General features: G+C 43.8%; 38 protein-coding genes. 33 read left to right on the plus strand and 5 right to left on the minus strand.

What is annotated here, in order from left to right; all coding sequences use genetic code 11:
- Positions 1 to 38: 38 nt before the first annotated feature.
- The 4 genes from A9501_RS04385 to A9501_RS04400 all read right to left on the minus strand — a co-directional run bounded on the left by A9501_RS04385 (position 39) and on the right by A9501_RS04400 (position 3,325).
- Positions 39 to 476: a DnaT-like ssDNA-binding protein gene (locus tag A9501_RS04385; protein ID WP_065265040.1), complete on the minus strand. Its 438-nt coding sequence runs from the start codon at positions 474 to 476 to the stop codon at positions 39 to 41.
- Positions 477 to 617: 141 nt separating this feature from the next.
- On the minus strand, positions 618 to 1,568 hold the full coding sequence (locus A9501_RS04390; protein ID WP_065265041.1) for a major capsid protein: 951 nt from the start codon (positions 1,566 to 1,568) through the stop codon (positions 618 to 620).
- A 65-nt stretch (positions 1,569 to 1,633) separates the two neighbouring features.
- A complete protein-coding gene (locus A9501_RS04395) occupies positions 1,634 to 2,359 on the minus strand; it encodes a DUF6651 domain-containing protein (RefSeq protein WP_257006488.1) in 726 nt (241 codons plus the stop codon).
- A gap of 207 nt (positions 2,360 to 2,566) precedes the next feature.
- Entirely contained in the window at positions 2,567 to 3,325 is a 759-nt protein-coding gene (locus tag A9501_RS04400; protein WP_065265043.1) for a helix-turn-helix domain-containing protein, read from the minus strand.
- Positions 3,326 to 3,528: 203 nt separating this feature from the next.
- On the opposite strand from A9501_RS04400, the gene A9501_RS04405 reads away from it, so the two are divergent.
- On the plus strand, positions 3,529 to 3,741 hold the full coding sequence (locus tag A9501_RS04405; protein ID WP_061723340.1) for a helix-turn-helix domain-containing protein: 213 nt from the start codon (positions 3,529 to 3,531) through the stop codon (positions 3,739 to 3,741).
- Positions 3,742 to 3,749: 8 nt separating this feature from the next.
- The gene (locus A9501_RS04410) at positions 3,750 to 5,720 is read left to right on the plus strand and encodes a transposase domain-containing protein (protein ID WP_065265044.1); all 1,971 of its coding nucleotides are present in this window, start codon (positions 3,750 to 3,752) and stop codon (positions 5,718 to 5,720) included.
- 38 nt (positions 5,721 to 5,758) lie between these two features.
- On the opposite strand, the gene A9501_RS04415 is transcribed toward A9501_RS04410, so the two are convergent.
- Entirely contained in the window at positions 5,759 to 6,265 is a 507-nt protein-coding gene (locus A9501_RS04415; RefSeq protein ID WP_065265045.1) for a hypothetical protein, read from the minus strand.
- Positions 6,266 to 6,298: 33 nt separating this feature from the next.
- Between A9501_RS04415 and A9501_RS04420 the strand changes: the two genes are divergently transcribed.
- From A9501_RS04420 to A9501_RS04555, 31 genes are all read left to right on the plus strand, one after another.
- Positions 6,299 to 7,216 (plus strand): AAA family ATPase, encoded by a 918-nt coding sequence (locus A9501_RS04420; RefSeq protein ID WP_065265046.1) that lies wholly within the window; start codon positions 6,299 to 6,301, stop codon positions 7,214 to 7,216.
- A complete protein-coding gene (locus tag A9501_RS04425) occupies positions 7,216 to 7,545 on the plus strand; it encodes a hypothetical protein (RefSeq protein WP_065265047.1) in 330 nt (109 codons plus the stop codon). Before A9501_RS04420 ends, A9501_RS04425 begins: the two co-directional genes overlap by 1 nt.
- 17 nt (positions 7,546 to 7,562) lie before the next feature.
- Positions 7,563 to 8,084, plus strand: coding sequence for a host-nuclease inhibitor Gam family protein (locus A9501_RS04430; protein WP_065265048.1), 522 nt, complete (start codon positions 7,563 to 7,565; stop codon positions 8,082 to 8,084).
- A 184-nt stretch (positions 8,085 to 8,268) separates the two neighbouring features.
- The gene (locus A9501_RS04435; RefSeq protein ID WP_005643766.1) at positions 8,269 to 8,466 is read left to right on the plus strand and encodes an ANR family transcriptional regulator; all 198 of its coding nucleotides are present in this window, start codon (positions 8,269 to 8,271) and stop codon (positions 8,464 to 8,466) included.
- Between the two features lie 10 nt (positions 8,467 to 8,476).
- Positions 8,477 to 8,614 (plus strand): hypothetical protein, encoded by a 138-nt coding sequence (locus A9501_RS09685; protein ID WP_179855777.1) that lies wholly within the window; start codon positions 8,477 to 8,479, stop codon positions 8,612 to 8,614.
- Positions 8,615 to 8,630: 16 nt separating this feature from the next.
- Positions 8,631 to 8,798 (plus strand): hypothetical protein, encoded by a 168-nt coding sequence (locus A9501_RS09690; RefSeq protein WP_179855778.1) that lies wholly within the window; start codon positions 8,631 to 8,633, stop codon positions 8,796 to 8,798.
- 5 nt (positions 8,799 to 8,803) lie between these two features.
- A complete protein-coding gene (locus A9501_RS04440; protein ID WP_065265049.1) occupies positions 8,804 to 9,178 on the plus strand; it encodes a hypothetical protein in 375 nt (124 codons plus the stop codon).
- A 96-nt stretch (positions 9,179 to 9,274) separates the two neighbouring features.
- A complete protein-coding gene (locus A9501_RS04445) occupies positions 9,275 to 9,733 on the plus strand; it encodes a gp16 family protein (RefSeq protein WP_065265050.1) in 459 nt (152 codons plus the stop codon).
- Positions 9,730 to 10,269 carry a hypothetical protein gene (locus A9501_RS04450; RefSeq protein ID WP_065265051.1) on the plus strand — a complete coding sequence of 180 codons (540 nt, stop codon included), beginning with the start codon at positions 9,730 to 9,732 and terminating at the stop codon, positions 10,267 to 10,269. Before A9501_RS04445 ends, A9501_RS04450 begins: the two co-directional genes overlap by 4 nt.
- 126 nt (positions 10,270 to 10,395) lie before the next feature.
- Entirely contained in the window at positions 10,396 to 10,803 is a 408-nt protein-coding gene (locus A9501_RS04455; RefSeq protein ID WP_257006489.1) for a Mor transcription activator family protein, read from the plus strand.
- A 157-nt stretch (positions 10,804 to 10,960) separates the two neighbouring features.
- The gene (locus A9501_RS04460) at positions 10,961 to 11,323 is read left to right on the plus strand and encodes a helix-turn-helix domain-containing protein (protein WP_065265052.1); all 363 of its coding nucleotides are present in this window, start codon (positions 10,961 to 10,963) and stop codon (positions 11,321 to 11,323) included.
- A gap of 3 nt (positions 11,324 to 11,326) precedes the next feature.
- Positions 11,327 to 11,827, plus strand: coding sequence for a hypothetical protein (locus tag A9501_RS04465; protein WP_065265053.1), 501 nt, complete (start codon positions 11,327 to 11,329; stop codon positions 11,825 to 11,827).
- Positions 11,828 to 12,269: 442 nt separating this feature from the next.
- Positions 12,270 to 13,100 (plus strand): hypothetical protein, encoded by an 831-nt coding sequence (locus A9501_RS04470; protein WP_065265054.1) that lies wholly within the window; start codon positions 12,270 to 12,272, stop codon positions 13,098 to 13,100.
- Positions 13,101 to 13,179: 79 nt separating this feature from the next.
- On the plus strand, positions 13,180 to 13,731 hold the full coding sequence (locus A9501_RS04475) for an N-acetylmuramoyl-L-alanine amidase (protein WP_065265055.1): 552 nt from the start codon (positions 13,180 to 13,182) through the stop codon (positions 13,729 to 13,731).
- Positions 13,732 to 13,733: 2 nt separating this feature from the next.
- Positions 13,734 to 13,958 (plus strand): hypothetical protein, encoded by a 225-nt coding sequence (locus tag A9501_RS04480; RefSeq protein WP_065265056.1) that lies wholly within the window; start codon positions 13,734 to 13,736, stop codon positions 13,956 to 13,958.
- On the plus strand, positions 13,955 to 14,107 hold the full coding sequence (locus A9501_RS09695; protein WP_179855779.1) for a hypothetical protein: 153 nt from the start codon (positions 13,955 to 13,957) through the stop codon (positions 14,105 to 14,107). Before A9501_RS04480 ends, A9501_RS09695 begins: the two co-directional genes overlap by 4 nt.
- Positions 14,107 to 14,340, plus strand: coding sequence for a DUF2644 domain-containing protein (locus A9501_RS04485; protein ID WP_065265057.1), 234 nt, complete (start codon positions 14,107 to 14,109; stop codon positions 14,338 to 14,340). Before A9501_RS09695 ends, A9501_RS04485 begins: the two co-directional genes overlap by 1 nt.
- Positions 14,297 to 14,584, plus strand: coding sequence for a DUF2681 domain-containing protein (locus A9501_RS04490; protein WP_179855780.1), 288 nt, complete (start codon positions 14,297 to 14,299; stop codon positions 14,582 to 14,584). Before A9501_RS04485 ends, A9501_RS04490 begins: the two co-directional genes overlap by 44 nt.
- A 120-nt stretch (positions 14,585 to 14,704) precedes the next feature.
- Positions 14,705 to 15,034: a DUF2730 family protein gene (locus A9501_RS04495; protein ID WP_065265059.1), complete on the plus strand. Its 330-nt coding sequence runs from the start codon at positions 14,705 to 14,707 to the stop codon at positions 15,032 to 15,034.
- Positions 15,034 to 15,336, plus strand: coding sequence for a VpaChn25_0724 family phage protein (locus A9501_RS04500; RefSeq protein ID WP_373554068.1), 303 nt, complete (start codon positions 15,034 to 15,036; stop codon positions 15,334 to 15,336). Before A9501_RS04495 ends, A9501_RS04500 begins: the two co-directional genes overlap by 1 nt.
- Before the next feature lie 22 nt (positions 15,337 to 15,358).
- A complete protein-coding gene (locus tag A9501_RS04505) occupies positions 15,359 to 15,928 on the plus strand; it encodes a DUF3486 family protein (protein WP_065265061.1) in 570 nt (189 codons plus the stop codon).
- A complete protein-coding gene (locus A9501_RS04510) occupies positions 15,915 to 17,225 on the plus strand; it encodes a terminase large subunit domain-containing protein (RefSeq protein ID WP_065265062.1) in 1,311 nt (436 codons plus the stop codon). The genes A9501_RS04505 and A9501_RS04510 overlap by 14 nt, the downstream gene beginning before the upstream one ends.
- A 2-nt stretch (positions 17,226 to 17,227) precedes the next feature.
- A complete protein-coding gene (locus A9501_RS04515) occupies positions 17,228 to 18,697 on the plus strand; it encodes a DUF935 domain-containing protein (RefSeq protein ID WP_065265063.1) in 1,470 nt (489 codons plus the stop codon).
- Positions 18,698 to 18,709: 12 nt separating this feature from the next.
- Positions 18,710 to 19,963, plus strand: a complete 1,254-nt coding sequence (locus tag A9501_RS04520; RefSeq protein WP_065265064.1) for a phage head morphogenesis protein — start codon at positions 18,710 to 18,712, stop codon at positions 19,961 to 19,963.
- Between the two features lie 125 nt (positions 19,964 to 20,088).
- Complete coding sequence (locus tag A9501_RS04525) at positions 20,089 to 20,589, plus strand: phage virion morphogenesis protein (protein ID WP_065265065.1); 501 nt, start codon at positions 20,089 to 20,091, stop codon at positions 20,587 to 20,589.
- 249 nt (positions 20,590 to 20,838) lie between these two features.
- Entirely contained in the window at positions 20,839 to 21,936 is a 1,098-nt protein-coding gene (locus A9501_RS04530; protein WP_065265066.1) for a peptidase, read from the plus strand.
- Between the two features lie 12 nt (positions 21,937 to 21,948).
- A complete protein-coding gene (locus A9501_RS04535) occupies positions 21,949 to 22,875 on the plus strand; it encodes a hypothetical protein (protein ID WP_065265067.1) in 927 nt (308 codons plus the stop codon).
- A gap of 71 nt (positions 22,876 to 22,946) precedes the next feature.
- Entirely contained in the window at positions 22,947 to 23,297 is a 351-nt protein-coding gene (locus A9501_RS04540) for a DUF7210 family protein (RefSeq protein ID WP_065265068.1), read from the plus strand.
- A complete protein-coding gene (locus A9501_RS04545) occupies positions 23,297 to 23,731 on the plus strand; it encodes a gp436 family protein (RefSeq protein ID WP_065265069.1) in 435 nt (144 codons plus the stop codon). Before A9501_RS04540 ends, A9501_RS04545 begins: the two co-directional genes overlap by 1 nt.
- A gap of 1 nt (position 23,732) precedes the next feature.
- On the plus strand, positions 23,733 to 24,218 hold the full coding sequence (locus A9501_RS04550; RefSeq protein ID WP_065265070.1) for a Gp37 family protein: 486 nt from the start codon (positions 23,733 to 23,735) through the stop codon (positions 24,216 to 24,218).
- A 9-nt stretch (positions 24,219 to 24,227) separates the two neighbouring features.
- Positions 24,228 to 25,610: a phage tail sheath family protein gene (locus A9501_RS04555; RefSeq protein ID WP_065265071.1), complete on the plus strand. Its 1,383-nt coding sequence runs from the start codon at positions 24,228 to 24,230 to the stop codon at positions 25,608 to 25,610.
- Positions 25,611 to 25,622 lie beyond the last annotated feature (12 nt).

The following is a 25,622-nucleotide window of genomic DNA, read 5'->3' on the forward strand; positions in this document are numbered from 1 at the left end:
CTTTGCAGTATCAGCCAACTCATCATAAAATCCCATTCTTACCCCCGTTCAAGCAATACTCTACGCATAGCGCCTTTCTCTCGAACAAACTCTCTCAATAACTGAGCCACATAACTAAATCGCTGATTCTCTACACCGTTTGCAGCTGAAGGATAAGAATACGTTACAGAAAGTTCACCAACTTTCACTGCACTTTTAAGTGCGGTTGGATTTTGAGTTAAATTTTCTTCCAAAGCTAATTCGCAGACTGCATTTTTTACTTTTACTGGCACGTCTGTATCCCCATTACGTGGGAACGCTCGTAATTGATGTTTATCGGATGGCTTTCCTAAATAGATATAGCCACTATCAATATAATCCGATGCATTGACTAATCGGCGAGCCTTTTCTGTTGCACTTAGTGCCCCCCATATTTCTGCACTCATTCTGAGATTATGATATGCATCAGCTTCTTCTACAGAAACATAAGCGCTCATTTTTTCTCCTTACTTAGAAGAATCTTCAATTTTGTTTTGGTACAATTTCACACAGTTATTTCCTTTTGCAATTAATGGGCAATGGAAATAAGAACCCCCGAGTAATTCGTTACTTGGGGGCTCGCTTTTTTAGCGATATGGCTATTTGGTTTTCACCAACACACCTGCAGTGTCTTTCAATGAAGTTGCGGTTTTACGCCAGTTGGCTGATGCACCTAATTTAGTATCATCAGGAGATTTACCGCCTGCAGTCATATCCCATTCATAACCGAGAATACCTAAGTTATAAGTCCATTCTGCTTGATAAACTGCTGCGATATTTTCACCGCCTAATTTCGGTTGCATTTCGCTATTGAAATCGTTGTTACCGCTTACCACGATCGCCCCTTCTTGCAAGCCTAGAGTGTTATAGGCTGAAGCGGTGCTATCAACTAACGCAGGGCTATCCGTGACCACAAACAAGCGACCAAACGGATCGCGCATCACACTCACGTTATCGTAAGTAAACAAACGTTCTGCGTTAGTTAAGGCATTGTCGTACAAGGTATGTAAGGTGGTTGAATGAACAATCCACGCTTTTAATGCGCTGGAGCGGTCGCCAAATAATGCCGCTGCTTTGTTAAGCGTACGGAAAGTTGGGGCATTTTTCTTGTCGTCTAGCACAGCTGTAGTTTGCCCACCAATCGCGGCAACCGCCCCTAAAATTGCGGTGTTTAACATATCTGCCAAGCGCGCTTTTGCTAATTGCTGACCAATTTCAATGGCTGCCAATTCTGGGTTTTGTAATACCCAACGATATTGTTGCGGTTCATACTCAATCGGGTGCGTACCTGCAGCCACTTTTACTGCTACATTGAGTAATTGTTCTAGGCGTTTCGCTTGCACTGTACCACTGCCATAAGCATTACGACGACGCACTAAGCCTTGAATCGCTTTAAAGCTCGCACGAATATCAAAATCACCTTGTGTTGGAGCATTTTGCAATGTAATCACTCCGCCTGAAGCTTGATTGAATTTTTCAATATCCTGATCGACAGTTTCAGTTAACGCTAAATGTGTTTGTTTGTTAAAGACTTGTAAGTCAAAAGCCATAATAAGCTCCTATGTTATGGTGCGATTGCACCGTAAATAAAAAAGGTGCAATCTCTTGCACCCGATTATGAATGTTGTTGCATATACGCAATTTTTTCTGCGTCGGTTTTACATTCGGCTAAGGATTTAGGGGCATTGCTACCGCCTGTTCCCGCGCCAATACCTGAACCTGATGTACCTGATGGTTTTAAAATCGCATCTTTATTTGGATACGCACCGACTAACGCCTCTAATGCTTCCTCAAAATCGGCTTTTTCACCTGGGCGTGAACGGCTGTAAATTTCATTGCCATCGGCGAACTTCGCCACCACTTTACCTTCATCTGAAATACTGAAATGCTTACCAAAGAAGGCTTGCACCACATCAGAAGGTAAATTTAAATGTTCTGCGGCATATTTAGAGCGAGCAAACGAACCACCAATTAGTTCTGCGTGCAATTGCGATTGTAGTTTTTCAGCTTGAGATTTGGATTCTGCCAGTTGTTCATCAAAGGTTTTACGCATTTCTGCTTTCACCTTTTCCACTTCGCCCGCATCAATCAACTTCTTATCATCGAGATTTTTCACCGTTTCCAAGGCTTTGATTGCTGCTTTCGGATCGTCAATCCCCGAAAATGCCGAGAGTTTTGCTTCCGCCTGCTCTTTGGCTTCACGGTGTTTTTTCGCCTCACTGTTAAGCTCTGCAATTTTGGCTGTGGCTTTTGTGGCATCAAACGGAATTTCCTTCCCGTCTTCGTGAACATACACAGGCATCCCGTTTTCAACAACCACGTGCCCATTGTATCCAACCACTTAATATGAGAAACAAAGAAACAAATAGGGATTTGGCGGAATTTTTCGGGAATAAGTGGGATGGATGTAGATAAAACGGGGCTTGACGGTGTGCCAGCCCCTTTTTTATTGGAAGAAAAACAGAAATAATGAAATGGGAAAAATTTTCCAAAACTCACCGCTTTAACCGCTAAATTTGGGAAACGTTAAAGCGGGTTTAAATGGTGTTTAAATCATATTTTTGCCGAGGTGGACGAGTTGTCCTATAACTTGAAGATTTTCGGCTTCATCCTTTGAAAGTATGATTGGGGGGTATTCTTCTCTATTGTCTGAAATCAGCTCTACACCGTCCCAACGAATTTTCACGCGTTTCACCCACACGCTTGCTCCGTTTTGCACTAAATAGATTTTATCGCCTTTGATTTCCTTTCTTTTTAAATCCACCAACATCTGATCGCCGTCATCAATGGTTGGGCGCATTGAAATGCCGTCTGCCCAAAACACAGCCGCGTATTTCGGGTTTACGCCCAGTTTTCGCAGTAATGCCGCAGAATAAGGCGTTTGCTCGTCAGGCTTTGTTACGCCCTCATTAAAACTGCCGAAGCCTGCTGAAACGTTGATAGAAGAATAGCTATCAATCATGATCACGTTTTCATTAGATATATCTACCTTAGTTTCATTGCTAGAGCCACTACTAGTCATGCTACCAATTATCCCACCAATAACAGCACCTGGCACTCCCGCAAACGTAGCCCCTACTGCGGCTCCAATTGATGAAGCAACGGAAGGTATAAAACCTAGTGATTTTTGAACTTCCTTGGGTAACGATGAATAGTGATATTCAACCGCGCCACCTTGTACACCGTCCTTTTCTCTTTTTATCCAGTTCTGTGTTCTAGCCCTCTTGTTTATTCCCTGAGGCGAATTTGGTAGTCCTTCCAAGTCCTTTAGTTCATTTGCTGAAAACCACTCTTTGGAGTTTCTCATAAACCTACCTTTCAGAAACTTTAGTTTCTGCCTAGTTTCTAAAATATAACCTATTGATTATTAAAGCACTTTAAAAGCGACTCTAAAAAATATCAATTATTTTTCAGAAACCACTTGAGTTTCTGAAAACTTAGATGTATAGTTTCCATAGTTTCTAAAGAGTAACACCTAAGATTTAATCTAAAGAGTAAGGATAGCACATTATGAAAAAGAGTAAAAAAAATATGCACCGCGCATACATCATCGCAATGATACAAGAGAAAGGGAAAACCTTGTCTCAACTATCCATTGAAGCTGGCTTACACCCTAGAACTTTAGGCAATGCGCTTGATCGCAAATATCCAAAAGGTGAACGAATTATTGCAGATTTTATCGGTATGAAACCTGAGGAAATATGGCCCGCTCGTTACGAGTAGGAGGATGTATGGAAATGTGGATTTCAGCTCAACAGCTCGCAGTTTTAGAAACTATGCCTAGTTCCCCACAAGGGGTAAACAAGAAAGCAAGAGCAGGAAACTGGGAAAAAAGACAGGTTCAAGGCATTCGCGGTGTCGGTTACGAATACGCTTTTTCCTCTCTCCCACAAGAAACCCAAGCAGAGCTTTTATTAAAACAAAGTGCGGTGGAAATCGACAACGTTTCAGAAACACCCCGCACTAGAAAAGAACTCAACTATCTCCCCGAAGTGATTTGGAAACCTTACGAAAAGGCGACTGATAAACAGAAGGAAAATGCCAAAGCCAAGCTCGTACCACTGCATAAATTAGACGATTTAGTGCGAAATGGCGTGGAATTAATGACCGCTTTGGATGCTGTCGCGGAAGAATGCGACATTGCGAAAGGATCGCTCAAACGTTGGTATTACCAAGTGCGGTCGTTTGAACGCCCAGATTGGTTACCGTTATTGATTGCTAAACACAATAACAAGAAATCTGGTAAGGAAGCGACATTTACGGAAGAAGCCTGGGAAGCCTTTAAAGCAGATTATTTCCGTAACGAACAACCGCAATTCGGCAGTTGCTACGAGCGTTTAAAACGTGCTGCAAGGGAAAAAGGCTGGAACATCCCATCGGCAAGTAGCATAAAACGCAAAATTGAGCGTGAAGTGCCGAAATTGGTGCAAGTGCAATTACGCGAAGGTGATCATGCTGTGATGCAGTATTACCCATCCATGCGCCGCACCGTGGCGGAAATTGAAGCTCTTGAATGGATCAACGGCGATGGCTACCAACACAACGTGTTCGTCCGCTGGCATAACGGTGAGATTGTCCGCCCTAAAACCTGGATTTGGCAAGACATTCGCACCCGCAAAATCTTGGCTTACCGTGTGGATTTGAGCGAAAACAGCGACACCATTCGCCTAAGTTTGATGGATTTGATTTGGAAATACGGCATCCCGAAAAAATGCACCATTGATAACACCCGCGCGGCGGCAAATAAATGGATGACTGGGGGCGTGAAGAACCGCTATCGCTTTAAAGTAAAAGAAGATGATGTGATTGGGATTATCCCGATGCTTGGCATCGAATTGTTGTGGACATCGGTGCAATTTGGCAAAGGTCACGGGCAAGCAAAACCAATCGAACGTGCGTTTTCACACGGTGGTTTAGGCGAATTAGTCGATAAACACCCAAGCCTTGCAGGCTTTTACGCAGGCGAGAACGTTTATAACAAGCCCGATAACTACAACAGCGGGAAAGACGGCGTAGATTACGACACATTTATTTTAGCCATAGAAGATGGCATCCGCACTTTCAATGAACGCGAAGGCAGACAAACGGAAATTTGCCAAGGCATTTACAGTTTCAGCCAAGTATTTGAGCGCGATTACGCCAAGGCGCAAATTCGCAAGGCAAGCGCAGAACAAATGCGTTTTTTAATGTTGATGAGCGAAGCCGTTACATTGAGAAAAGACGGCACATTTGAGTTAGATGCTGGTGGTAAGGTCAATAATCGCAAAAACCGCTATTTAGCGAGCGAACTGATTGCCACCGCACACCGCAAGGTGGTGGTGAAATTCGACCCGCAAGACTTGCACAACAAAGTGTGGGTTTATGGTTTGGATGGCGTGTTCTTAGCCGAAGCGAAATGTACTGAAGCGGTGGCATTTGGTGATAAAGCGAAAGGTCGTGAGCACGATAAAGCACGCAAGCAAATGGTGAAAGCGGTAAAAGCTCAAGCGAAAGCCACACTCACGATGAATGCACAAGAAGCAGCGCGCTTGCAACCTCAATTCGAGGAGGAAGAACCGCCTGAACCGAAAATTATCGAATTGTACCGCCGAGAAGGTAATACGGTGCGTAAGCAGGATGTGTTGGAAGATGAGGAAGTCAGCACCTTCCAACAAGGTTTAGAAGATTACTTAGCAATGGCTAAGAAAGCAAAAGGGCTTTAAAGCGAGTTTAAAGCCGATTTAAGGAGAAAAAATGACTACTAATTCTTATCATCAGGATACCACATTTCTTCACCAGCTTCGTTCAGAAAAGGTGAAGTGTCGCCAAATTGCGAAAGCCAGACGGGTGAAAATTCGTAAAACAGATCAAGGTCTGACAGAAAGTTCAGCGACGTTTCAACAGTTTTCCGAGCTGATGAAGTCCGAACGATTTTTAACTCTAACAGCTTGTTTTGAATCATTAGTGCAATCGTTGCCATCCGCCAATGGGCATAAGTCGATTCAAGACGAAAACGTTCAGAAGACGTCTTTTCTTGCTGCTTGCGCGCTTTGGTGGGAAGACCAATTAATGAAAGCAGATAAGGGCGAAGGTGTTCCTCTTCAAATTCAATATATTTTTCAAGGCTTGGATAGTGCTTTAACGAGACAAAGAGCGCATCAAAATCCTTGGAATCCCAATCGGAAAAAATAACCTGAGCGGCATATTCGGCGCAGTAGTCTAGCTCTTTGTATTCAACATCCATGGGCAATTGACAAAGATTAAACATAGATACTCCTAGCAAACAAACAGGGTGATTATTATGACACTAATTAACCAAATCAAACAACTCTTAGACAACCAAACCTACACCCAGCGCGAGATTGCTGCGCAATCAGGCGTGAATCCAGGGGCATTAAGCGCGTATTTAAAAGGCACTTATGCCGGCAATGTGGAAAAAGTGGAACAAGCATTAAATAACTGGCTCGACACCCGTGAAAAGAAAGAAAAAGTGTTTGTGGAAGCACCGCACTTTATTGAAATTCCGACAGCGAAGAAAGTGTTTTCTGCATTGGATATGGCAAAAATCCTACCGACTATGGTGACGGTGTATGGCGCAAGCGGTGTGGGCAAAACTAAAGCATGCCAAGAATACAAAAAAACGAACCAAAACGTGTGGATGATAACCGCAAGTCCAGCGCGTGCCACATTAAGCAGTATTTTGTATGAGTTAGCCCTTGAGTTAGGTATTAACGATGCGCCACGCCGTAAAGACCGCTTATCACGCCTAATTACTAAAAAGCTCAAAGGCACACAAGGCTTAGTGATTATCGACGAAAGCGACCACCTGCCTTATGACGCACTCGAAGAAATCCGCATTATTCAAGAAGAAGCAGAAGTGGGCTTTGCGCTCATTGGTAACGACAAAGTGTACACACGAATCCAAGGCGGTGTGAATCAGGCGCATGAGTATGCCCGTTTATGGTCACGCATTGGTAACAACTGTGGCTTAAAAGCCAGTACAAAAGGCGACATTAAAGCGATTGCACAAGCATGGGGCTTGGATATTGCCGACAAAGATTTAATGACCGTCCTTTATGACATCGGCGGCAAGGCGGGCGGCTTACGCGCTTTAACGCAATATTTACGCCTAGCCGGCATGACGGCGAAAGGACAAGGCACTGTCATCACACTAGATCTCATTTTAACCGCCCAAGCACAAATGAAAGGAGCGAACTAATGGAAAACTCAGCAAAAATCAACCGCACTTTACGCGAACAAGCCAAACCGCACCCTGTGTTTGGTGGATGCAACAAAATCGCACTGGGGTATTTATCACAAGCGCAGAAATGCGTAAACGAACTTAACAAAATGGGCTTGCATGTGGTGAATATTGAGTTCGACAAAATTAAACCGCGCGTTCGCATTGAGCAAAACGCCATCACCAAGAAATTTGAGAAAACCGGACAAGCCCTCGCCTACATTCAAGGCAACGATGGCGCACATTGGGCGGAATATCAAATGATGGTGGAAGGCATCAAAGTAATTTGGCGTTCCTATTTACATTAACCAACAGGAGAAAAGAAATGGCTAAAAAAGCAACCAGCATTAAAACCGACACCTTTGCAGTGCGTTATCAAACCCGCGACGAAGTGGAAACGGCAATTAAAGAGATCGGCGATTTAAACCGTGAATTAGAACGACTAGCGATTGAACAAAACGACAAGCTGGCTTCAATCACCGAAGAATACGCGCCTTTGATGAACGCAGTGAAAGAAAAGCTCTCCCCCAAACAAGATGCGGTGCAAGCGTGGTGTGAAAGCCGACGTGATGAACTCACGCAAAACGGCAAAACCAAAACCGGCTCATTCAACACAGGTGAGGTGCAATGGCGTCAACGCCCGCCTTCCGTCAGCATTCGCGGGGCGGACAGCGTGTTGGAAAGTTTGCACAAGCTAGGCTTTGAACATTTCATCCGGACGAAAGAAGAAGTGAACAAAGAAGCCATGTTAAACGAGCCAGAATTAGCGGCAACCGTAGCAGGCGTGACCATTAAAACAGGCGTAGAAGACTTTGTGATTACACCGTTTGAGCAGGAGGTAGCGTGATGGATTGGAGCGGTGCGATAACCATTTGTGTATTTTGTATCTGTATTGCTTGGATAGTTACTACATTTATTAAATATTAAAACCTATTTAAACGCTCTTTAAATCTCCCCTAACCCCTCTTTACAAAAGAGGGGGATGGAATGAAGGGCGTTCATAATAGGCTTTAAACCAACAGGAGAACCTTATGAACAAAAACATCAACAAGTTTGATCGCTTTAAATATTACAGTGAACAAGCGGCAAACAGTGAACGTAGAGGCGAATTGCAAGATGCCAAAGAGCAATGGGCGATTGCGGAACTTAACGCACCTGACGCTCGTAACCGAGAATGGTGCAAACACCGCGCTGCGTTTTGTGAACGAGTATTAAGAAAACCGTTTTAAGGGGGAGATTATGGCTGATTATATCGTGCGCTTATATGGCGTGATTGAAGTGAAAATGACAGCAGAAACACTAGAACAAGCCATTGAGTTGTGTGATTTGAACACTGCTCCTCCCTTAACTGGAATGGTGTGGAAATTGATTCAGTGATTGAAGGGGAAGAAGTATGACTGAGCAAGAAAAAGTGCGGTTGGATGAGCAGTTAGAGCAAGCAGCAAAACAACTGGTGCGTGCATTAAGAGCCTTGCGCACAGGGCAAGCGCAACACGCAGCGGTATATGTGGGGAATGTGCAGAATTTATTGCCAGGGTTGAGAATGAGATTAGGGAGATAAATGAAATGGAAGAAAAAAAGTATGCAGTAACGTTTGAGTTTAAAGTGGGAGTCAGTGATGACGATTTAACTTTTAATGTCAATACAGAATACCATCAAGTGACAGTTTTATATGTGAAGGATGCGATGACTTGTTTAATGTTTAAGTTACCTGAAATTGTTAGAGCTGGTTGGCTTGCTTTTGAGGGTATGGACGCTAACGTTAAAAATGGTTTCGAGCACAAAATAAAATTAGATTTTTGCACCCAAGATGGTGATGAATGGGATGTTAGTGCGAAAGTTGATAATCCAAATGAAATTGGTCGTACGTTGATTGGCATTATTGAGAAAATTCTTTTGAAGGATCCAGTTATTGACGAAATTCTTCAGAATGCAAAATAAAACCCATTTACAGCCTATTAAATCTCCCCTACCCCCTCTTTACGAAAGAGGGGGATTTAAGTGGGCTGAATAATGTGTTTTAAAAAGGAATAAACAATGCATAAAACTAAACCAAAGCTGATCCAGCTAATTCATATTGCCAAGCAAAAACTGGCAATGGATGAGTATAGCTATCGCGCTATGCTGGAGCGAGTGACCGGGAAAACATCATGCAAAGAAATGAGTGTGGCGGAGTTAATGAAAGTGGAAGCGGAGATGGAAGCCAAAGGATTTAAGAAAACCAGCCGCCGAAATCATTTGCCAAGCAGAAAAAGTGCGGTTGTAAAAAGCCGAATTGCGCACAAAATTCGTGCAATTTGGATTGAAATGAGCAAGAAAGGATTGGTGCGCGATGGGTCGGAAACCGCATTAAACAAATGGGTGCGCGGTGTGGTGAACCCGATATTAACGGCTCAAAACAAACCGCTTGCGCTGAATGTGGGCGCATTAAACGACCAAATGGCTGGTTTAGTGCTTGAACGCCTGAAAAAATGGCAAGCAAGGGGGAATGTATGAAATTGTGCCGTTGTCCGGTGTGCCATTCTGATATTCACCTCGACCAACTGTTGGAAGATGATGCAGGACGTGAATTATTAGGGCTGATTACCGAGTTAAAATATGGTGTGGCGCGTCCTTTGGTCAGCTATATTGCATTGTTCCGCCCTGATAAATCAGCCTTGAGTAACTTAAGAGCGGTTAAATTAATGCGAGAAGTGCTAGATTTATTCCCGCCTTCTCAATTATTAGCCCACTGTTTGAGTGAGACGGTCAATTCAGTGCAGAAAAAGCGACGAGAAAGCCGAAATCTCGCCCCGCTTAACAATCATCGTTACTTAATGCAAGTGATGGAAACCAACAAACCACTATTTTCAGGCGTAGGGTCTGCTGCAATCAACAACGAAGAACGCAAACAAGCCCAACGTGTGGCGGAAAATAATGAAATGGAAAACACCATTCTTTATATCGAACGCTTTTACCAACTGGGGCAACCAGTGGAACATTTACCAGGCTATGAAGTCTGGAAAAAATGGAAAGAAAACCAATCCAAATAAACTTTTTTAACCGCCCGAAAGGGCGGTTTTTCTTTTATAAATCAATTAATTATTCACTCCCCCCTTATTCCTTCCTGAAAATAATCCGCACAATGTGGAACAATATCGCTATAATTTTGCGCAATAATGATCGTCCAAACAGTAGAGGTGGCTATGTTGAATGCAACAACGGAACAAATTGAAACGTTTAATGAAAAAGCGCCTGAGATTTTGGCGGATTTAGCAAAGCATACAGAAGTAAAAATAAAAGAGAAAATCGCTGATATTGAACCTATGCTCGCACAACAAATCAGCATTGAAGTGGCAAATCACATTGCACAATGCTGGGGCGGTGAGGTGATTTATATCCCGCGCAACCTTGTTTTATTGCTAAACGAGCGTGACCGTAAGATTTTCAACGAATTTAACGGTACAAATCACCGCGAACTTGCCAGAAAATATAACGTATCTATGCAGTGGATTTATCAGATAGTGAAAAAAATCACAAAAGAAGAAATCCAACGCCGTCAGTTTGATATGTTTGGCAACGCATAACCGCTAAAAATGAGAAAAAACGTCCGAAAGGGCGTTTTTTAACAATCCAGTATTTACCAAATAGGTAAATAAAAAATCAAAAATCAAAAAATAATTTATTGACTTTCTTGTTTAATTGCTTAAAATTGGGAAATAAGAGAGACAAGGAGATAAAACTATGGCACTTACAGAATTCGGCAAAGCAGTCCGCAAAGCTCGGATTGATGCCGGTGAAACACTACTTAGTATGGCAGAGACTATCGGAACCACTCCTGCATTTTTAAGCGGAATGGAAACTGGTCGTAAAAAAGTCACGACTAAATGGGTAAAAAAAATTGCTGACTACTTTAAAGACAGAAACGTACAAACTGAAAACTTGAAAGAATTGGCTCATATTTCTAATGACGCTATTCCTGTAGAAGGTTTGCCATTACAACAGCAAATGATGGTAGCAGGTTTTGCCAAATCTGCGATGACCGCAGAGCAACTCACCAAATTTGCCGAATTATTAAAAGAAATCCATTCAGAAAAAGGAGAGTAATGGATGAGTTTACAAAGTTTATTATACGAAATGAACGGCTTACGAGTAAAACCAATGACCAGAAATGAAATTGAAAAAATGGCGTTGCCTCTTGCTAAGCATTTGAAATTTACCAAATGGAATAAAGCACGACAACGTTTTGATGATGTATTGGAAAATGTGGCAACGATTGTCAATCTTGAGATCCTGTCAGAGACCGAATGGCAGGAACTCACCCATAACTTCACCAAAGGGCATTTCAGCCCAAGCGAGTTTACCATTCGTATTCCTGAAAATACCTATATTCTTGCCTGTAAAGGCGATAAAGATTCACTCGAAATTGTGTTGCATGAACTCGGACACGTTTTTCTAATGCACCAAGCCTACTTACACAAAGCAGACGAGCCACCTACAATCAATGAAGATCCCGAATGGCAGGCAGACACCTTTGCAGAAATTATTTTAGAAGCAATGGGTTACTCAATTACACAAATCTCACTAGATTTCGGTCGGCTAGAAATGTAAAAACCCAATCATAAAGACTGGGTTTTAGGATAGTAAGTAATATTGGCGTATTAATTACTATGTATAGTTCTCCATCCGCTGTACACAATGCCTGCAAAAGAAGAACACCTTCGAAAACGGTGAAGTATTCTAAAACAAGTTGCATAGTGTTGTCCATAGGCTAAGTGATGGTAATTTGAAATTTAACGGTGAACCACCATGGCAACAACAATTTGCTCAAAATGTGGGTGCGTTTGTCCTCTAATCTTCCGTTGGTCTCATAAAGACCCAAGAACTGGAGAAACTATTAGAGCTAAACGTCGCCCGATGCCAATTCCACAATGCAATTGTGGTAGATAATTAATAAAAACGCCCGAAAGGGCGTTTTTTTATGGGTTAAAAATGATTTTTTAGGTTATTATTTCACCGTTCTATTCACAATAATTTTAAGGAGCTATAACCTATGGAATTTTTACCTCTCATTGTATTAGTCTTAGTATGGTATTTTGTTGCAAAATACTTTAAGAATAAAGGGCGTGGCAAAATCGTTCGTCACTTAGCCGGTTTTGTTGTGGGTTTTGTGGGATTAGTTATTGCCGCTGTAATGGTTGCCCCAAATAAGGCGGAAACACCAACTAAGACAGAAACTACACAGCAAGCAGTAGAAAGCACACCGACAAAAGAAGAAGTCGTAACGCCTCAATCTGAACAGGTTGAAAAAGCTGAATCAGCACAAACCGAATCACAGGTAACAGAAAAAACGGTTGAACAGCTTGAGGTGACAGAGGAAGTCAAAGAAGAGCCTAAAACAGAAGCCGAAAAACCAGAGCAAACACTTGATCTTGATGTGAAGAAATTCTCATCCCGAATCGGAAGAGCATTAAAAAATGCACAATCCCCATACAAGATGACGAAAAATCCAAAAATAACCGATGGTGAAGTCAATGATGTGGTGAACTATATGTTCACCGAAAGATTTGGTCTTATCATTACTCTAGATAAGAAAACCCATAAAGTAAAAAGCATGATGACAGTGGTGACACCATCACCAACGAATACCGATGAAAATATTTTGATGGTATTATCTAACTCAGCTGTGTTATCTGCTTTTGAAGGCGACAACGAGATCAAAACATTAGGCAAGAAAATCATGGAGCTTACCATGTCTGTGATGACTGAATACAGTGAAAAACATCAAGATGTATCTAAAACAATTATTTGGAACGGTAAAAAATATGGTGTATCTGCGAGTAAATATACAGGCATCATATCCTCCGCTAATTTTGCCGATTAACTTCTTTAAATCAATTTAAAATCAATAAAACCCCATCCGTTTTAAACTCCTTTTAAGTTCACTTAGAAGGAGTTTTTTTATGTCTTTATCCCTCCCCATTACCAAAATTGTGATCCACTGTTCTGCCACAAAAAATGGCAAATCATTACGCACGGCGACACAAACCGCCGCGCAACGTATTGATGAATGGCATAAACAGCGCGATTTTAAGCGTAGCTCCGTGTTAGTCAAACAATTCAACCCACACCTGCAACACCTCGGCTATCACTATGTAATCGACACGGACGGCACCGTTGAAACCGGTCGAATGATTGGCGAAATCGGCGCGCACGTGAAAGGTCATAATCAATATTCGGTCGGCATTTGTCTTGTAGGTGGTATTGACGAAAGCGGTAAAAACTACGGCGAATACACCGAAAAGCAATGGATTGCCCTGCATACATTATTGCAAAAACTGGAAAGCGAATATCCCAGTGCACGCATTTGTGGACATCGTGATTTAAGCCCTGATCTGAATGGTGACGGCACGATTACACCGAACGAATGGATTAAAGATTGCCCGTGTTTTGATGTGTGGACGTGGTTGGATTCCGAGCAAGTGATTAATTTCGACCATTTGTTCAGGGGGTAGCTATGGGAATTGCATTATTTCTTGCGCTTATTTTGAGCCTGTGTTTTGCCGCAGTTCTCATACAGGACTTAGATCCCTTGCTTGCCGGTGCTTTTCTGGTCGGGGTGATATGTTGCCTTGTCGTTGTGTTTACGATGCTGGCTGTTGAAGATACTTGCCAAACATACGGCAAATTTAGTGTTGGTAGCACCATCTACCAATGCCAACAAATTCAGGAGGACAAATGAGCAAACGCGTAAAAAACACCACCGTCCCGAAAGGTTGGGGAAACTACAAAGCCTCACGTTTTAAGCCAAGCAACAACGCAAAGCGTAATCGCGTAATCAATGGCGGAACGACTGCCGCACAAGGTTTTTACTTGTATTGGAGTTACTAATGTTTTCACAGCTTATCACTAACGCCGATGGTCGCCTGTCAACTACTGCATTTATCCAGTTCTTTGGCGCACTTCTCATGGCGGGGATTTTGGTATTTTGCGTATGGTTAAATCGCTCCTATGTACCGGAATTATTCACGACATTTGCTATTTTTTGTGGCGGTGGCGCGGCAACGAAAGGCTTTGCCAATGCGATGCAAAACCGCAATGGCCAAGGGGGTAACAGTGATTAATCTTTATATTGTAGGGGCGGCTTTCGCCGTTTTGGCTGGCGTTTTTATTCATGGTCGCGTGCAAGCGGCAAAAATTCGCAAGCAACAAGAAGAGATCGAATTCGTAAAACGTGAAGCGGCCGCAGTCGCCCAGGAGTTAGAAAATGCAAACACGGCAAAAAACATTACTGAAACTAACCGTACTTTGTCTGGCAAGTCTGTTGATGAGCAGCTGCAGTCAAAAGGTTATTTCCGTGAAGACTAGCGGATGTTCAGCATTTGGTCTTATTTACCCAAGCCGTAAAGATACAGAAGAAACCAAACGGCAGGTGCTTAATCATAATTTAACTTATGAAAAAATCTGCCAAAAAAAGGAACCTAAATAATGATAGAAGTACTGGATTTTGTGCAACGTCATTGGGCAATTGTAGTGGCGATTGGCGGTGCTGTATGGACATATTTTTGGCTGACGATGGACAGTAAATATGCTCGCAAAACTGATGTTGCTGACTTACGCAGGGCAATTGAGAACAACGAAAAAAGCCTATCGGAAGTCAAAGGTGAATTAAGACATTTGCCAACTTCAAAAGAAGTGTCCGATTTGCGTTTATTAATGACGGAAATGAAAGGCACAACCGACGTATTAAATACCAACATCAACAGTCTTAACCATCAAGTGAAGTTGTTAATTGAAAAAGAGGTAAACAAAGAATGATGCGTCAAGATATTTTCACCAAAGACCAACGTTTGGTTATTCTGCGCTCGCTTGAAGAATGTGGTTATGATGCCAATGAAAGCATTTTAAATGATTGCTTAGATATGTATGGCCACGATATTAGCCGAGACTTAGTGCGAAACCACCTGTTATGGCTTGAGGAGCAAGGCTTGATTACGCTGGCTCGTTTAAACAACAACGGCAAAGATTTCTTCGTAGCTACTATTACACAGCGTGGGTTGGATGTGGCACAAGGTCGCGTTTTCGTGGACGGCGTAAAAAAGCCAAGTCCAAAGATTTAAACCCAATTTAAAGGAGGTTTAAATGAGCGATAAAAATACACGTGGCCGTGCAAGCAAAGTGGACTTACTTCCACCTAATATCAAAACCCAACTTGCAATGATGTTGCGAGACAAGCACCTTTCACAAGCGCAAATCCTTGAAGAAATCAACGACCTGATCCGCGATTGCGGGTTAGATGACAGCTATCAATTAAGCCGCACAGGTCTTAATCGTTATGCAAGCCGTATGGAACAAATGGCAAGCAAAATTCGCAATGCACGTGAAGTCGCTGAGATTTGGACGAAACAATTCGGCGAGGCACCACAAAGCGATATTGGCAAACTGCTCATGGAAATCGTGAAGAATCTTGCCTTTGAAACCTCTATCGGCATGAGCGAAAACGGCAAGGCAGAGCCGAAGGATTTGGCATTGCTATCGTCAGCCATTCAACGGTTGGAACAGGCTGAAAGTTTAAGTTTTAAACGCGAGCAAGCCATTCGTCAAGAAACCATTAAACGTGCTGCAGAAGCCGTGGAAGAAGCAGGTAAGCAACAGGGTGTTAGTTTGGCAGATGTTCAACAAATGGTAAAAGCAGTTTATGGCATCGAATAATACCGTTCTTTATGACTATCAAAAGCGTTGGCTGAATGATAAAAGCCGATTCAAAGTGGCGATGTTTGCCCGACAAACAGGGAAAACATTTACGACCACGTTTGAAATTGTACTGGATTGTTTAGACGCAGAAGCTAAAGGCGAACGCACTCGCTGGGTGATTTTATCGCGCGGTGAGCGCCAAGCTAAAGAAGCCATGAATGAAGGCGTAAAACGCCATCTTGAAGCCTTGGGTATGGTCTGCGAGGTACTTGAAGTGCCTTTCAAAGACGATACCACTATTAACGCCCTTGAAGTTGTCTTCCCTAACGGTTCAAAAATCACCGCACTGCCTGCTAATCCTGACACCGCACGGGGGTTTTCTGCCAATGTATTTCTGGATGAATTTGCCTTCCATGCAGATAGCCGTGAAATTTGGAAAGCTCTGTTCCCCGTCATATCTGCCGGTTGGAAATTGCGCGTAGTTTCTACGCCGAATGGTAAAGGCAATAAATTTTATGAATTGATGACTGACCTAGACAACACTGAATGGTCTCGCCATACCGTTGATATTTATCAAGCGGTAGCGGACGGCTTACCACGTGACATTGACCAACTCCGTCGTGGCTTGAATGATGAAGATGCATGGGCACAAGAGTTCGAACTCAAATGGTTAGACGAAGCAAGTGCATGGTTATCTTACGATTTGATTGATGCCGTAGAACATTCTGATGCCGGCAAGCCCGAGCTTTATCAAGGTGGCGCTTGTTTTGTGGGCATGGATATTGCCGCGCGTGGTGACTTAACCGTCATTTGGGTATTGGAGTTGGTCGGCGATATTTATTGGACGCGTGAGCTCATTACACTCAAACGCGTGCCATTGCGCGAGCAGTTGGAAGAACTCAACCGTGTTATGAAACAATATCACGTAGTAGGCGGAAACCTCGACCAAACTGGGATGGGCGAAAAAATGGTAGAAGACGCTCAGTACGAACACGGCAAACGTATTCAAGGCACGCTCTTTAATGTTTCCACTAAACTCAAAATGGCCACCATTGGTAAAACCGCCTTTGAAGACCGCAAGATTCGTATTCCGCAAGGCAACAGCGATTTGCGAGAAGATTTGCACAAATTGAAAAAGGTTACAGGCTCAAACGGACAGCCACGCTTTACCGCAGAAAGCGACAGCAACGGACACGCCGACCGCACGTGGGCGTGCTTTTTAGCCTTAACTGCCGCTACTGAAGCAGTAATGCAACCTGTAATGGCACACAGCCGTAAACCGCGTGCCAGTCGCAAAATGACCCAAGGATATTAACTATGACAGCGAAGAAACAAGATTTAATCGGCGTTATCGCGACCCGCGCCAAAGCTATCGACTTTTGGTCGTTTATGCACTATTTACCCAACCCTGATCCTGTTTTGAAAAAAATGGGCAAGGACATTTCGGCTTATCGCGAAATCCTATCCGATAGCCACGTGGGTGGCTGTGTACGAAGACGTAAGGCAGCAATCAAAGGGCTTGAATGGCGCCTTACCCCAACTGGTAACGAAAAAACGGACGAGATTTTGACCGCACTTTTCGACCGCTTGCCAGTGAGCCAAATCATCAACCAAATTTTAGATGCTACCCTGTTTGGCTACCAAGCCTTGGAAGTCATGTGGGAAAACCAAAACGGCTTATTATTACCCGTTGCTGTAGTGGGTAAACCGCAGGAATGGTTTGTGTTCGATGAAGAAAACCGTTTAATGCTCCGCACCAAAGATAACCGCAACGGCGATCTTGTTCCGGAAAAGAAATTCTTACTTGCGACACAACAAGCGGACTATATGAATCCTTACGGACGTGCCGACCTTGCGATGTGTTTTTGGGCGGCGACCTTCAAGAAAGGTGGCTTTAAATTCTGGCTCGAATTCATGGAAAAATACGGTTCGCCTTGGCTAGTCGGCAAACATCCTCGTCAAGCGCAGGTGCATGAAATTAATGAGCTATTGGCCAGTATGGAAGAAATGCTCGGTACGGCGGTGGCAGCAATCCCCGAAGATAGCTCTATTTCTATGTTAGAAAGCGCAAGCAAAAGCGGGTCATCACAAGTGTTTGATGATTTCCTGCGTTACTGCAAGTCTGAAATCGCCATTGCGTTATTGGGGCAAAACCAAACAACCGAAGCGGAAGCCAACCGTGCCAGCGCAACGGCGGGCTTGGAAGTGACGCTCGACATTCGCGATGACGACGCAAGCCTTGTGGAAGGCGTATTCAATCAATTATTGGCGTGGATTTGCGAGCTGAATTTCAGTGTAGAAACCTTGCCGACCTTTGATTTGTACGAACAGGAAAGCATTGACAAACTCCAAGCGGAACGTGATGGCTTACTGGTTGGCTTGGGCGTGCAATTTACCGAACAATACTTAATGCGCACCTATGGCTTTGAAGAGGGCGACATTGTGGTGCAAGAAATCTCCCCTAACCTATCTTTACAAAAGAAGGGAACGGATAAGGTGGATTTTGCCGAGCCAATTCCAAAATCTATCGTGGATAGCATTGGTGAGCAGTTGGAAGTCGAAGGCGAACCGTTCGTGGAGGAATGGCTACAAACCATCAAAGACCAACTTTCACAGGCTGAAAGCCTGGAAGACTTCCGTCATCAGCTTGACAGTTTAATTCCTGAATTGAGTTTCGCCGAATATGGCAAGGTGATGGCGTGGGCATCAACTACCGCGCATTTTGCCGGTCGTCAATCCGTAGAAGATGAGCGCACCAAGTCCCCCTCTTTAGCAAAGAGGGGTTAGGGGAGATTTGGCATGAAGTTCACTTTTGAAGAGCAGGTCAAATATTTTGAGAAGAAACTCAATTTACCGACCAACAGTTATTTAGACGTGCTGGGCGAAGAACATGATTATTTCTTCATGGTCGCCGGGGCGAATCGTAACGAAGTGCTTACAGCGTTTCGCGAAGCGGTGGATGACGCGATTTCTAACGGTGAAACCCTTGAAGGTTTCCGTAAGCGCTTTGACGAGATTGTGGCAAATACCGGCTGGCAATATAACGGAGGTCGCAACTGGCGCACACGGATTATTTACGACACCAACGTTTATGGTGCATATAACCGTGGGCGTTTAAAACAACATTTAGACTTGGCGGATGTATTGCCTTATTGGGAATATCACCATCACGACAATGCGCACCCACGCCAAAAACATATCGACCTAGACGGCACGATTTTACCGGCGACTGATCCGTTTTGGCGCTATTATTACCCAATCAAAGCGTACGGTTGCCACTGCACTGTATCAGCGCATGATGAAGACGACTTAGCCGAAATGGGTAAAACCGTGAGCTCATCGCCTGAAATTGAGTGGGAAGAAAAACTGGTGGGCGTGCGTTCCGGCAATCCGCGCACGGTGCGTGTGCCGAAAGGTTATGATGTAGGTTTTGCGCCCTACAACTTTGAACGCCTCACCCAATCCCGAGATGTGGACGTGGACAAGCTGTTACTGCAAAAAATAACTATGGCAGAACCGCACTTAGCCAGTCTGCTGATTGATGACGTGCTGAAAAATCCGAAAGCCATGGTGTTGTTAAACGGCGCGATGAAAGACATGGTGGATACCGTCAACACGCAAAAAATAGCGCGCGGCAATATGAAATACGTGGGCGTGATTCCGGAAAACGTGATCACCAAATTAGACAATTTGGATAAAGCCCCACAAAGTGCGGTGATTGCGGTGCGTGATGATGACGTATTGCATGCACTACGCGACAGCAAACAAGCCAAGGGAATCAGCTTGCCTGTAGAATTTTGGGAACAGTTGCCAGAAAAGCTACGCCATCCGAAGGTGATTTTATTGGACGACCAACAAAAACAACCGACCCTGTTATTCGTCTATGAAACCGAACAAGGTAAAGTGGCGGTTAAAATGGACTATGAAATCAAGCTAAAAGACGTGTTGAGCGGTAAGAAACTACCACATAAATTGAACATGGTCAGAACAGCAAGTCGTTTAGAAGATTTAAGCGCGTTAGGACGTTTTAAAGTGTTATATGGAGAATTGTGATTATTGCGGTGGTTTGCCTGATTCGAACAGGATAATGCGGGCTTATGCCAAGCAACCTTTCCAGTAGGAAACCCCCACCGCACCACCAATATACGCCCAAGTTATTTTTTAATCAAGAGAAACCCATGTTAAAAATCACCTTAGACGACAACCAGGCGATTCGAAAGCTCACAAAAATCGTAAGCCAATTGCAACACCCGCGCAAACTCTACGGCTTATTGGGCGAAACCTTGAAGAAAATTCATGCCGACCGATTTAAAGCTGAAGTTGCGCCCGATGGTAAAAAATGGCAACCCCTTTCCCCTATTACACGGGAAATAAAAGGAAATGATCAGATACTAAAACAGGGAGGTTATTTATCACAAAAGACAGCATACAATTATGATGATAATCGTCTTGAGTTTGGTTCCGATGCAAAATATGCCAAACTGCACCAGTTCGGTGGCGTAATTAGACCGAAGAAAGGCAAGCGGTTAAAATTTGGAAAAGGGAGTAATACCGTTTATGCTAAACAGTCTAAAATTCCTGCGCGTCCATGGTTGGGAGTGAATGCTCAGGACGAACAAAAATTTCTGAAAAAAGCCACCGCACTTTTGCAACGCCAAATCGACCAAAATTTAAGATAACTACTAAAAATCAAAATAACGCCACAAAATCGCGCGGTGGCGTTTTAATTTAAAAATAATGTAATTTATCGTCTTAAAAAATTTAAACGCACTTAAACGCATTTAAACGCCTCTTAAACCGTTTTAGATTTGTAGGTTATGTGTATTTCACTTCAAACGGAATTTATCCCTCTTTTATTCTTTCAATCACTTTAAAATCCAAACTTATCATTTTCGCCTATGCTAGCGGTATTCAAACGAGGATACCTTATGCAACTAATCGAAATTTTCAAAGCAGGCAAACGCACCGACGCAAATGGCGTGGAAGTGGAAATCACTACAGCCGATTTGCAACAAGCCGTTGACGCTTACAACATCAATTTTCACGAATCCCCTGCGGTGATCGGTCACCCCAAACACAACGCCCCTGCTTATGGCTGGGTAAAACGTCTTGAGTTAGACGGTGATGTATTGAAAGCCGAGTTCGACCAAATTGATCCCGAGTTCGCGGAAATGGTGGAAAAAGGGCGATTCAAGAAAATCTCTTCCTCTTTTTATTTGCCCGATAGCCCGAATAACCCTTGCCCCGGTAACTTGTATTTACGCCATGTCGGCTTTTTAGGAGCGATGCCACCGGCTGTAAAAGGCTTACGCAACCCAGAATTTGCGGAAAACGAACAAGGTGTGGTGGACTTTTCCGATTGGGCAGAAGCCAGTCTTTGGCGTCGCTTGCGGGATTGGATTATCGGCACGCACGGACAGGAAGAAGCAGACAAAGCTGTGCCAGATTATTTGGTGGCAAGTGTGCAAGAAGAATCCATTCGCAATGATTTAAAACGGTATCAACAAGACGAAATAGGTATTCCAATGCCTAGTTTTAATGAACCTAATCAACCTTCAGAACCACAAGGAGAACCTGAAATGACCCCTGAAGAAATTGAACAGCTCAAGGCAGAAAACCAACAGTTGAAAGCCGAAAAAGCTGAAGCATTACTGAATCAAGCCAAAGCCGACAATGCCGACTTTGCCGAAGGTTTAGTCAAAGCGGGCAAATTAGCCCCAGTGGCGAAACAACAAGCCATCGATTTATTGAATTACGGCTCGACAACTGCCGCCGGTAGCGTGGTTGAGTTTGGTGAAGGTGAAAGCCTACATGGCAAAATCAAAGCGTTTTTAGAAGCTCAGCCGCAAATTGTGGAATTTGGCGAAGTCGCGACTAAAGACAAAGCCGCAGGCGCAGAAGACGGTACGGTGCAATATGCCGAAGGTACGTCAGCTGACGCCATCGACATGGACAAAAAAGTCCGTGCTTATATGAAAGAACACAATGTGGACTACACAGCCGCATTTAACGCAATCACTCAATAAAGGAGCAAATCAATGACTGATTTATCAAAACAACGCGTCGTTGACCCGGTATTAACCGAACTCGCGCAAGGCTATTACAACGGCAATATGATTTCCGAAGTGTTATTCCCGGTTGCCGAAACGCAAAAAGAAGGCGGTAAAATCCCGACATTCGGCCGTTTGGCGTTCCGTTTACAAACCACTAAACGTGAACTCCGCGCAAAATCAAACCGTTTAACACCAGAAGATATTGGATCATTGACTGTTGTTTTAGAAGAAAACGACATCGAATACCCGATTGATATCCGTGAAGTGAATGAAACTGAAGGTGTATATCCGTTGCGTCAATACGCCACCGGTGTTACTCAGGATGTTATTGCCCTTGGCCGTGAAAAAGCTTGTGCGGACTTAGCTTTAGACGAAGCCAATTACGAAACCACAAACAAAGTGACCTTAAGCGGCACGTCTCAATTTACCGACCCTAATTCAGACCCTATTGGTGTGATTAAAACCGGTATTCGTGCAATTAAACGCACCACTGGCCGCAAACCAAACGTTTGTGCAATTTCTGGCGACGTGTGGGAAGTGTTAAGCGAACACCCAAAAGTATTAGAAAAAATCAAATACGTGGCTACTGCTGTATTAACTCCGGAAGACTTTGCAAAATTAATCAAAGTAGATCGTGTTGTTGTGGGTGAAGCAGTGCATGAACAAGCGGGTGAATTAAAAGATATTTGGTCGAAAGCGATTGTATTGGCTTATGTTGCGCCGGCATCAAAAGAACAAAAACAAAATATCTACGAGCCATCATTTGGTTATACCGTACGCCGTAAAAACGGCTTGTATGTGGATACCTACAAAGAAGTGGGCGGTAAAGTTGAAATTGTTCGCACTACCGATATCAACAAACCGTACATTGTGGGTAAAGCCGCCGGTTACTTAATCAAAGGCTGTATTTAAACCCGATTCAAACCGCATTTAAACCCGTTTTAAGTGCGGTTGATTTTGACCTTATTTTTTAGGAGATAACCATGTCCGAAACACAAAAAAAAGCCTATTTGGTAGCCGCCGCGATAGCAATTTTGCACAACGGTAAACGCTACGAGCAAGGAGACAAAATCGAACTGACCGATGAAGAAGCGGAAAAAAATTCGCTTTACATTGTATTAGACGACACCGAAGCAGAACGCCAACAAGCTGAAGCAGAAGCCGAAAAACAACGTTTAGCGGCAGAAGAAGCTGCTGAAAAGGCGGCGCAAGAAGCGGCTGAAAAGGAAGCGAAGGCAAAAGCCGAAGCGGAGAAAAAAGCGCAGGAAGCAGCTAAAAAAAGCGGACAAGCTGACAAAGACGTCCAAGATAACAAAGATAAGGACGAGCAATAATGTACATCTCGGCACAAGATTTAACGGAAGTGATGAGCGAAAGCACGCTGATTGCGTTATCTAACGATACATCACGTGCTACCGAAGTAGACCAAGCTGTACTTAACAACGCCTGCGCTTACGCCATGGAAATCGTGGACGGTTATTTACGCTCGCGTTATGTGTTGCCGTTAAACCAAGTGCCGACCCTTGTGCGCAATATCTGTTTGCAACTGGCGCGTTTTTGGTTGTATTCACGCCGTCCGGAAGGCAAAGGCTTTCCGGATAATGTGAAGGAAACCCACACACAAGCCTTGAAGGATTTGGAACGGATTCAAAACGGCAAGTTACACCTTGGTTTAACCGAACTAGGCTCAGCCCAAGATGACAACCTGCCGTCCGCTCTTAAATTCAAAACAAAGGCTCCGCAGAAACTGGATTTATCAGGATATTAAGATGAGTGCCACTCTCCCGATTTTAGACAGCATCCGCAAGCGGATTGAAGACAAAACGGAACAGTTCAGCATTGAATTATTTCCTGATGATTTAGAACACTACAACCTCACCGACGAATTCGGTGCGGTATTGGTGCAATATGCCGGCTCGAAGTTTGAAAGCATTGACAGCGTGGACATTATCCAACAACGCCGCATAGTAATGATTGCTCTTACGGTAATCGCCCGTAGTCAGCATGACGACCACGGTGCGGTGGATATGTTGGATAAAATTCGCCTGGCCGTAGTAGGCTTTAAGCCGACCAACTGTACCGCCTGTAGTCTGATCAGTGAGGAGTTCGCCGGTGAAGCGGACGGACTTTGGCAATATCAGCTGATGGTGCAAACGGAAACGTGGCAAGTGGAGCTTTGCGAATCCAAAGATTTACCTAAATTTACCACCGCACTTTATCGCCGTGCGGACAACCTTAAACCTAATCAACCCTAGGAGATAACTATGGCATTTCATCATGGGACGAAAACGATACGCGTGACAGGTGGCTCTGTTGCGGTGGAAACTGTGGACGGTGCGATTATCGGTATCGTCGGTACAGCCCCAATTGGGGCGGTGAATGAACTCACCGTGTGCCAAACCACCAAAGACTTTTCAAAATTTGGTGTCATCTTAAATAAAGGCTTTACCTTGCCTGATGCCTTTGACGTACTATCGCGTTATGCAGCAGGGAAAGTATATGTGGTCAATGTATTAGATACTGCAAAACACAAAACTAACGTCAGCGACGAAGTGCTAACACAAGATAGCAACACATTACGTACGCAAACCGCTCACGCAGGCTTATTAAATTTAACCTTAGTTTCCGACCGCACTTTAACGGAAGGTGACGATTACACCGTAGATTTGCAAACAGGTGAAATTATCCTAAAAGCAAAACACAGTGAATTAAAAGCTACCTACGATTACGCTGACCCAACCAAAGTGACGGAAGAAGACATCAAAGGCGGCATTGATTCAGCGACTGGCAAACGCAAAGGTTTTGAGTTATTGCGTGATGGCTTCAACCTTTACGGTGCGGACGCAAAAATTCTAATCTGCCCTGAGTTTGATAAAACAGCAAGTTGTGCTGCTGCACTTTCAACTCTTGCGGAACAGCTCAAAGCAGTAGCTTACGTGCAACTACCAAAAGGCACATCGCTTTCTAAAGCGATTCAAGCTCGCGGCCCGATTGGTGTATTGAATGCCTCCGCAAGTTCTGAACGTGTTCGTCATTTCTATCCCTATGCGCTTGGCTCAAGTAATACATTAGAAAGTTTAGCGGTACACGCGGCAGGCTTGCGGATGAAAACCGATACCGACAACGGCTACTGGTTCTCCACTTCTAACCGTCAATTACAAGGCGTAATAGGTATGGAAGTGCCTTTAACTGCTCGCGTAGACGATGAGCAATCGGAAACCAACCTACTTAACGCAGTCGGCATTACCACGATTTTCAATAGCTTTGGTACAGGTTTCCGCTTATGGGGTAACCGTTCATCAAACTATCCAACGGTAACCCATATCATCAATTTTGAAACGGCATTGCGCACAGGTGACTTAATCGACGAAAGCATCCGTCGCACCGAGTTGCAATTTATTGACCGCCCAATTGATGATGCGTTGATTGACAGTTTATTGGAAACGGTAGACACCTATTTGCGAGCCTTACCAAGTATTGTAGGTTATCACGTCAGCCTTGACTACGATACCGACTTAGTCGATGAATTTAGCAAAGGCCACGTGCCGTTGATGTATGAATACACGCCGAAATTGCCAGCCGAACTTATCAGCAATAAATCGGTAATGACCCGTAAATACTTAGTGAACTTGGTGTCACAACGCTAGAAGGAGAAAATT

The sequence above is a fragment of the Haemophilus sp. CCUG 66565 genome (genome assembly GCF_001679495.1).
Lineage (GTDB): Bacteria > Pseudomonadota > Gammaproteobacteria > Enterobacterales > Pasteurellaceae > Haemophilus > Haemophilus haemolyticus_K.

Excerpts from the sequence above, each read along its gene's own strand:
- A9501_RS04385 (WP_065265040.1), bottom strand. The coding sequence starts at position 476 with ATGAGCGCTTATGTTTCTGTAGAAGAAGCTGATGCATATCATAATCTC.
- A9501_RS04390 (WP_065265041.1), bottom strand. The coding sequence starts at position 1,568 with ATGGCTTTTGACTTACAAGTCTTTAACAAACAAACACATTTAGCGTTA.
- A9501_RS04400 (WP_065265043.1), bottom strand. The coding sequence starts at position 3,325 with ATGAGAAACTCCAAAGAGTGGTTTTCAGCAAATGAACTAAAGGACTTG.
- A9501_RS04405 (WP_061723340.1), top strand. The coding sequence starts at position 3,529 with ATGAAAAAGAGTAAAAAAAATATGCACCGCGCATACATCATCGCAATG.
- A9501_RS04410 (WP_065265044.1), top strand. The coding sequence starts at position 3,750 with ATGGAAATGTGGATTTCAGCTCAACAGCTCGCAGTTTTAGAAACTATG.
- A9501_RS04415 (WP_065265045.1), bottom strand. The coding sequence starts at position 6,265 with ATGTTTAATCTTTGTCAATTGCCCATGGATGTTGAATACAAAGAGCTA.
- A9501_RS04420 (WP_065265046.1), top strand. The coding sequence starts at position 6,299 with ATGACACTAATTAACCAAATCAAACAACTCTTAGACAACCAAACCTAC.
- A9501_RS04425 (WP_065265047.1), top strand. The coding sequence starts at position 7,216 with ATGGAAAACTCAGCAAAAATCAACCGCACTTTACGCGAACAAGCCAAA.
- A9501_RS04430 (WP_065265048.1), top strand. The coding sequence starts at position 7,563 with ATGGCTAAAAAAGCAACCAGCATTAAAACCGACACCTTTGCAGTGCGT.
- A9501_RS04435 (WP_005643766.1), top strand. The coding sequence starts at position 8,269 with ATGAACAAAAACATCAACAAGTTTGATCGCTTTAAATATTACAGTGAA.
- A9501_RS09685 (WP_179855777.1), top strand. The coding sequence starts at position 8,477 with ATGGCTGATTATATCGTGCGCTTATATGGCGTGATTGAAGTGAAAATG.
- A9501_RS09690 (WP_179855778.1), top strand. The coding sequence starts at position 8,631 with ATGACTGAGCAAGAAAAAGTGCGGTTGGATGAGCAGTTAGAGCAAGCA.
- A9501_RS04440 (WP_065265049.1), top strand. The coding sequence starts at position 8,804 with ATGGAAGAAAAAAAGTATGCAGTAACGTTTGAGTTTAAAGTGGGAGTC.
- A9501_RS04445 (WP_065265050.1), top strand. The coding sequence starts at position 9,275 with ATGCATAAAACTAAACCAAAGCTGATCCAGCTAATTCATATTGCCAAG.
- A9501_RS04450 (WP_065265051.1), top strand. The coding sequence starts at position 9,730 with ATGAAATTGTGCCGTTGTCCGGTGTGCCATTCTGATATTCACCTCGAC.
- A9501_RS04455 (WP_257006489.1), top strand. The coding sequence starts at position 10,396 with ATGATCGTCCAAACAGTAGAGGTGGCTATGTTGAATGCAACAACGGAA.
- A9501_RS04460 (WP_065265052.1), top strand. The coding sequence starts at position 10,961 with ATGGCACTTACAGAATTCGGCAAAGCAGTCCGCAAAGCTCGGATTGAT.
- A9501_RS04465 (WP_065265053.1), top strand. The coding sequence starts at position 11,327 with ATGAGTTTACAAAGTTTATTATACGAAATGAACGGCTTACGAGTAAAA.
- A9501_RS04470 (WP_065265054.1), top strand. The coding sequence starts at position 12,270 with ATGGAATTTTTACCTCTCATTGTATTAGTCTTAGTATGGTATTTTGTT.
- A9501_RS04475 (WP_065265055.1), top strand. The coding sequence starts at position 13,180 with ATGTCTTTATCCCTCCCCATTACCAAAATTGTGATCCACTGTTCTGCC.
- A9501_RS04480 (WP_065265056.1), top strand. The coding sequence starts at position 13,734 with ATGGGAATTGCATTATTTCTTGCGCTTATTTTGAGCCTGTGTTTTGCC.
- A9501_RS09695 (WP_179855779.1), top strand. The coding sequence starts at position 13,955 with ATGAGCAAACGCGTAAAAAACACCACCGTCCCGAAAGGTTGGGGAAAC.
- A9501_RS04485 (WP_065265057.1), top strand. The coding sequence starts at position 14,107 with ATGTTTTCACAGCTTATCACTAACGCCGATGGTCGCCTGTCAACTACT.
- A9501_RS04490 (WP_179855780.1), top strand. The coding sequence starts at position 14,297 with ATGCGATGCAAAACCGCAATGGCCAAGGGGGTAACAGTGATTAATCTT.
- A9501_RS04495 (WP_065265059.1), top strand. The coding sequence starts at position 14,705 with ATGATAGAAGTACTGGATTTTGTGCAACGTCATTGGGCAATTGTAGTG.
- A9501_RS04500 (WP_373554068.1), top strand. The coding sequence starts at position 15,034 with ATGCGTCAAGATATTTTCACCAAAGACCAACGTTTGGTTATTCTGCGC.
- A9501_RS04505 (WP_065265061.1), top strand. The coding sequence starts at position 15,359 with ATGAGCGATAAAAATACACGTGGCCGTGCAAGCAAAGTGGACTTACTT.
- A9501_RS04510 (WP_065265062.1), top strand. The coding sequence starts at position 15,915 with ATGGCATCGAATAATACCGTTCTTTATGACTATCAAAAGCGTTGGCTG.
- A9501_RS04515 (WP_065265063.1), top strand. The coding sequence starts at position 17,228 with ATGACAGCGAAGAAACAAGATTTAATCGGCGTTATCGCGACCCGCGCC.
- A9501_RS04520 (WP_065265064.1), top strand. The coding sequence starts at position 18,710 with ATGAAGTTCACTTTTGAAGAGCAGGTCAAATATTTTGAGAAGAAACTC.
- A9501_RS04525 (WP_065265065.1), top strand. The coding sequence starts at position 20,089 with ATGTTAAAAATCACCTTAGACGACAACCAGGCGATTCGAAAGCTCACA.
- A9501_RS04530 (WP_065265066.1), top strand. The coding sequence starts at position 20,839 with ATGCAACTAATCGAAATTTTCAAAGCAGGCAAACGCACCGACGCAAAT.
- A9501_RS04535 (WP_065265067.1), top strand. The coding sequence starts at position 21,949 with ATGACTGATTTATCAAAACAACGCGTCGTTGACCCGGTATTAACCGAA.
- A9501_RS04540 (WP_065265068.1), top strand. The coding sequence starts at position 22,947 with ATGTCCGAAACACAAAAAAAAGCCTATTTGGTAGCCGCCGCGATAGCA.
- A9501_RS04545 (WP_065265069.1), top strand. The coding sequence starts at position 23,297 with ATGTACATCTCGGCACAAGATTTAACGGAAGTGATGAGCGAAAGCACG.
- A9501_RS04550 (WP_065265070.1), top strand. The coding sequence starts at position 23,733 with ATGAGTGCCACTCTCCCGATTTTAGACAGCATCCGCAAGCGGATTGAA.
- A9501_RS04555 (WP_065265071.1), top strand. The coding sequence starts at position 24,228 with ATGGCATTTCATCATGGGACGAAAACGATACGCGTGACAGGTGGCTCT.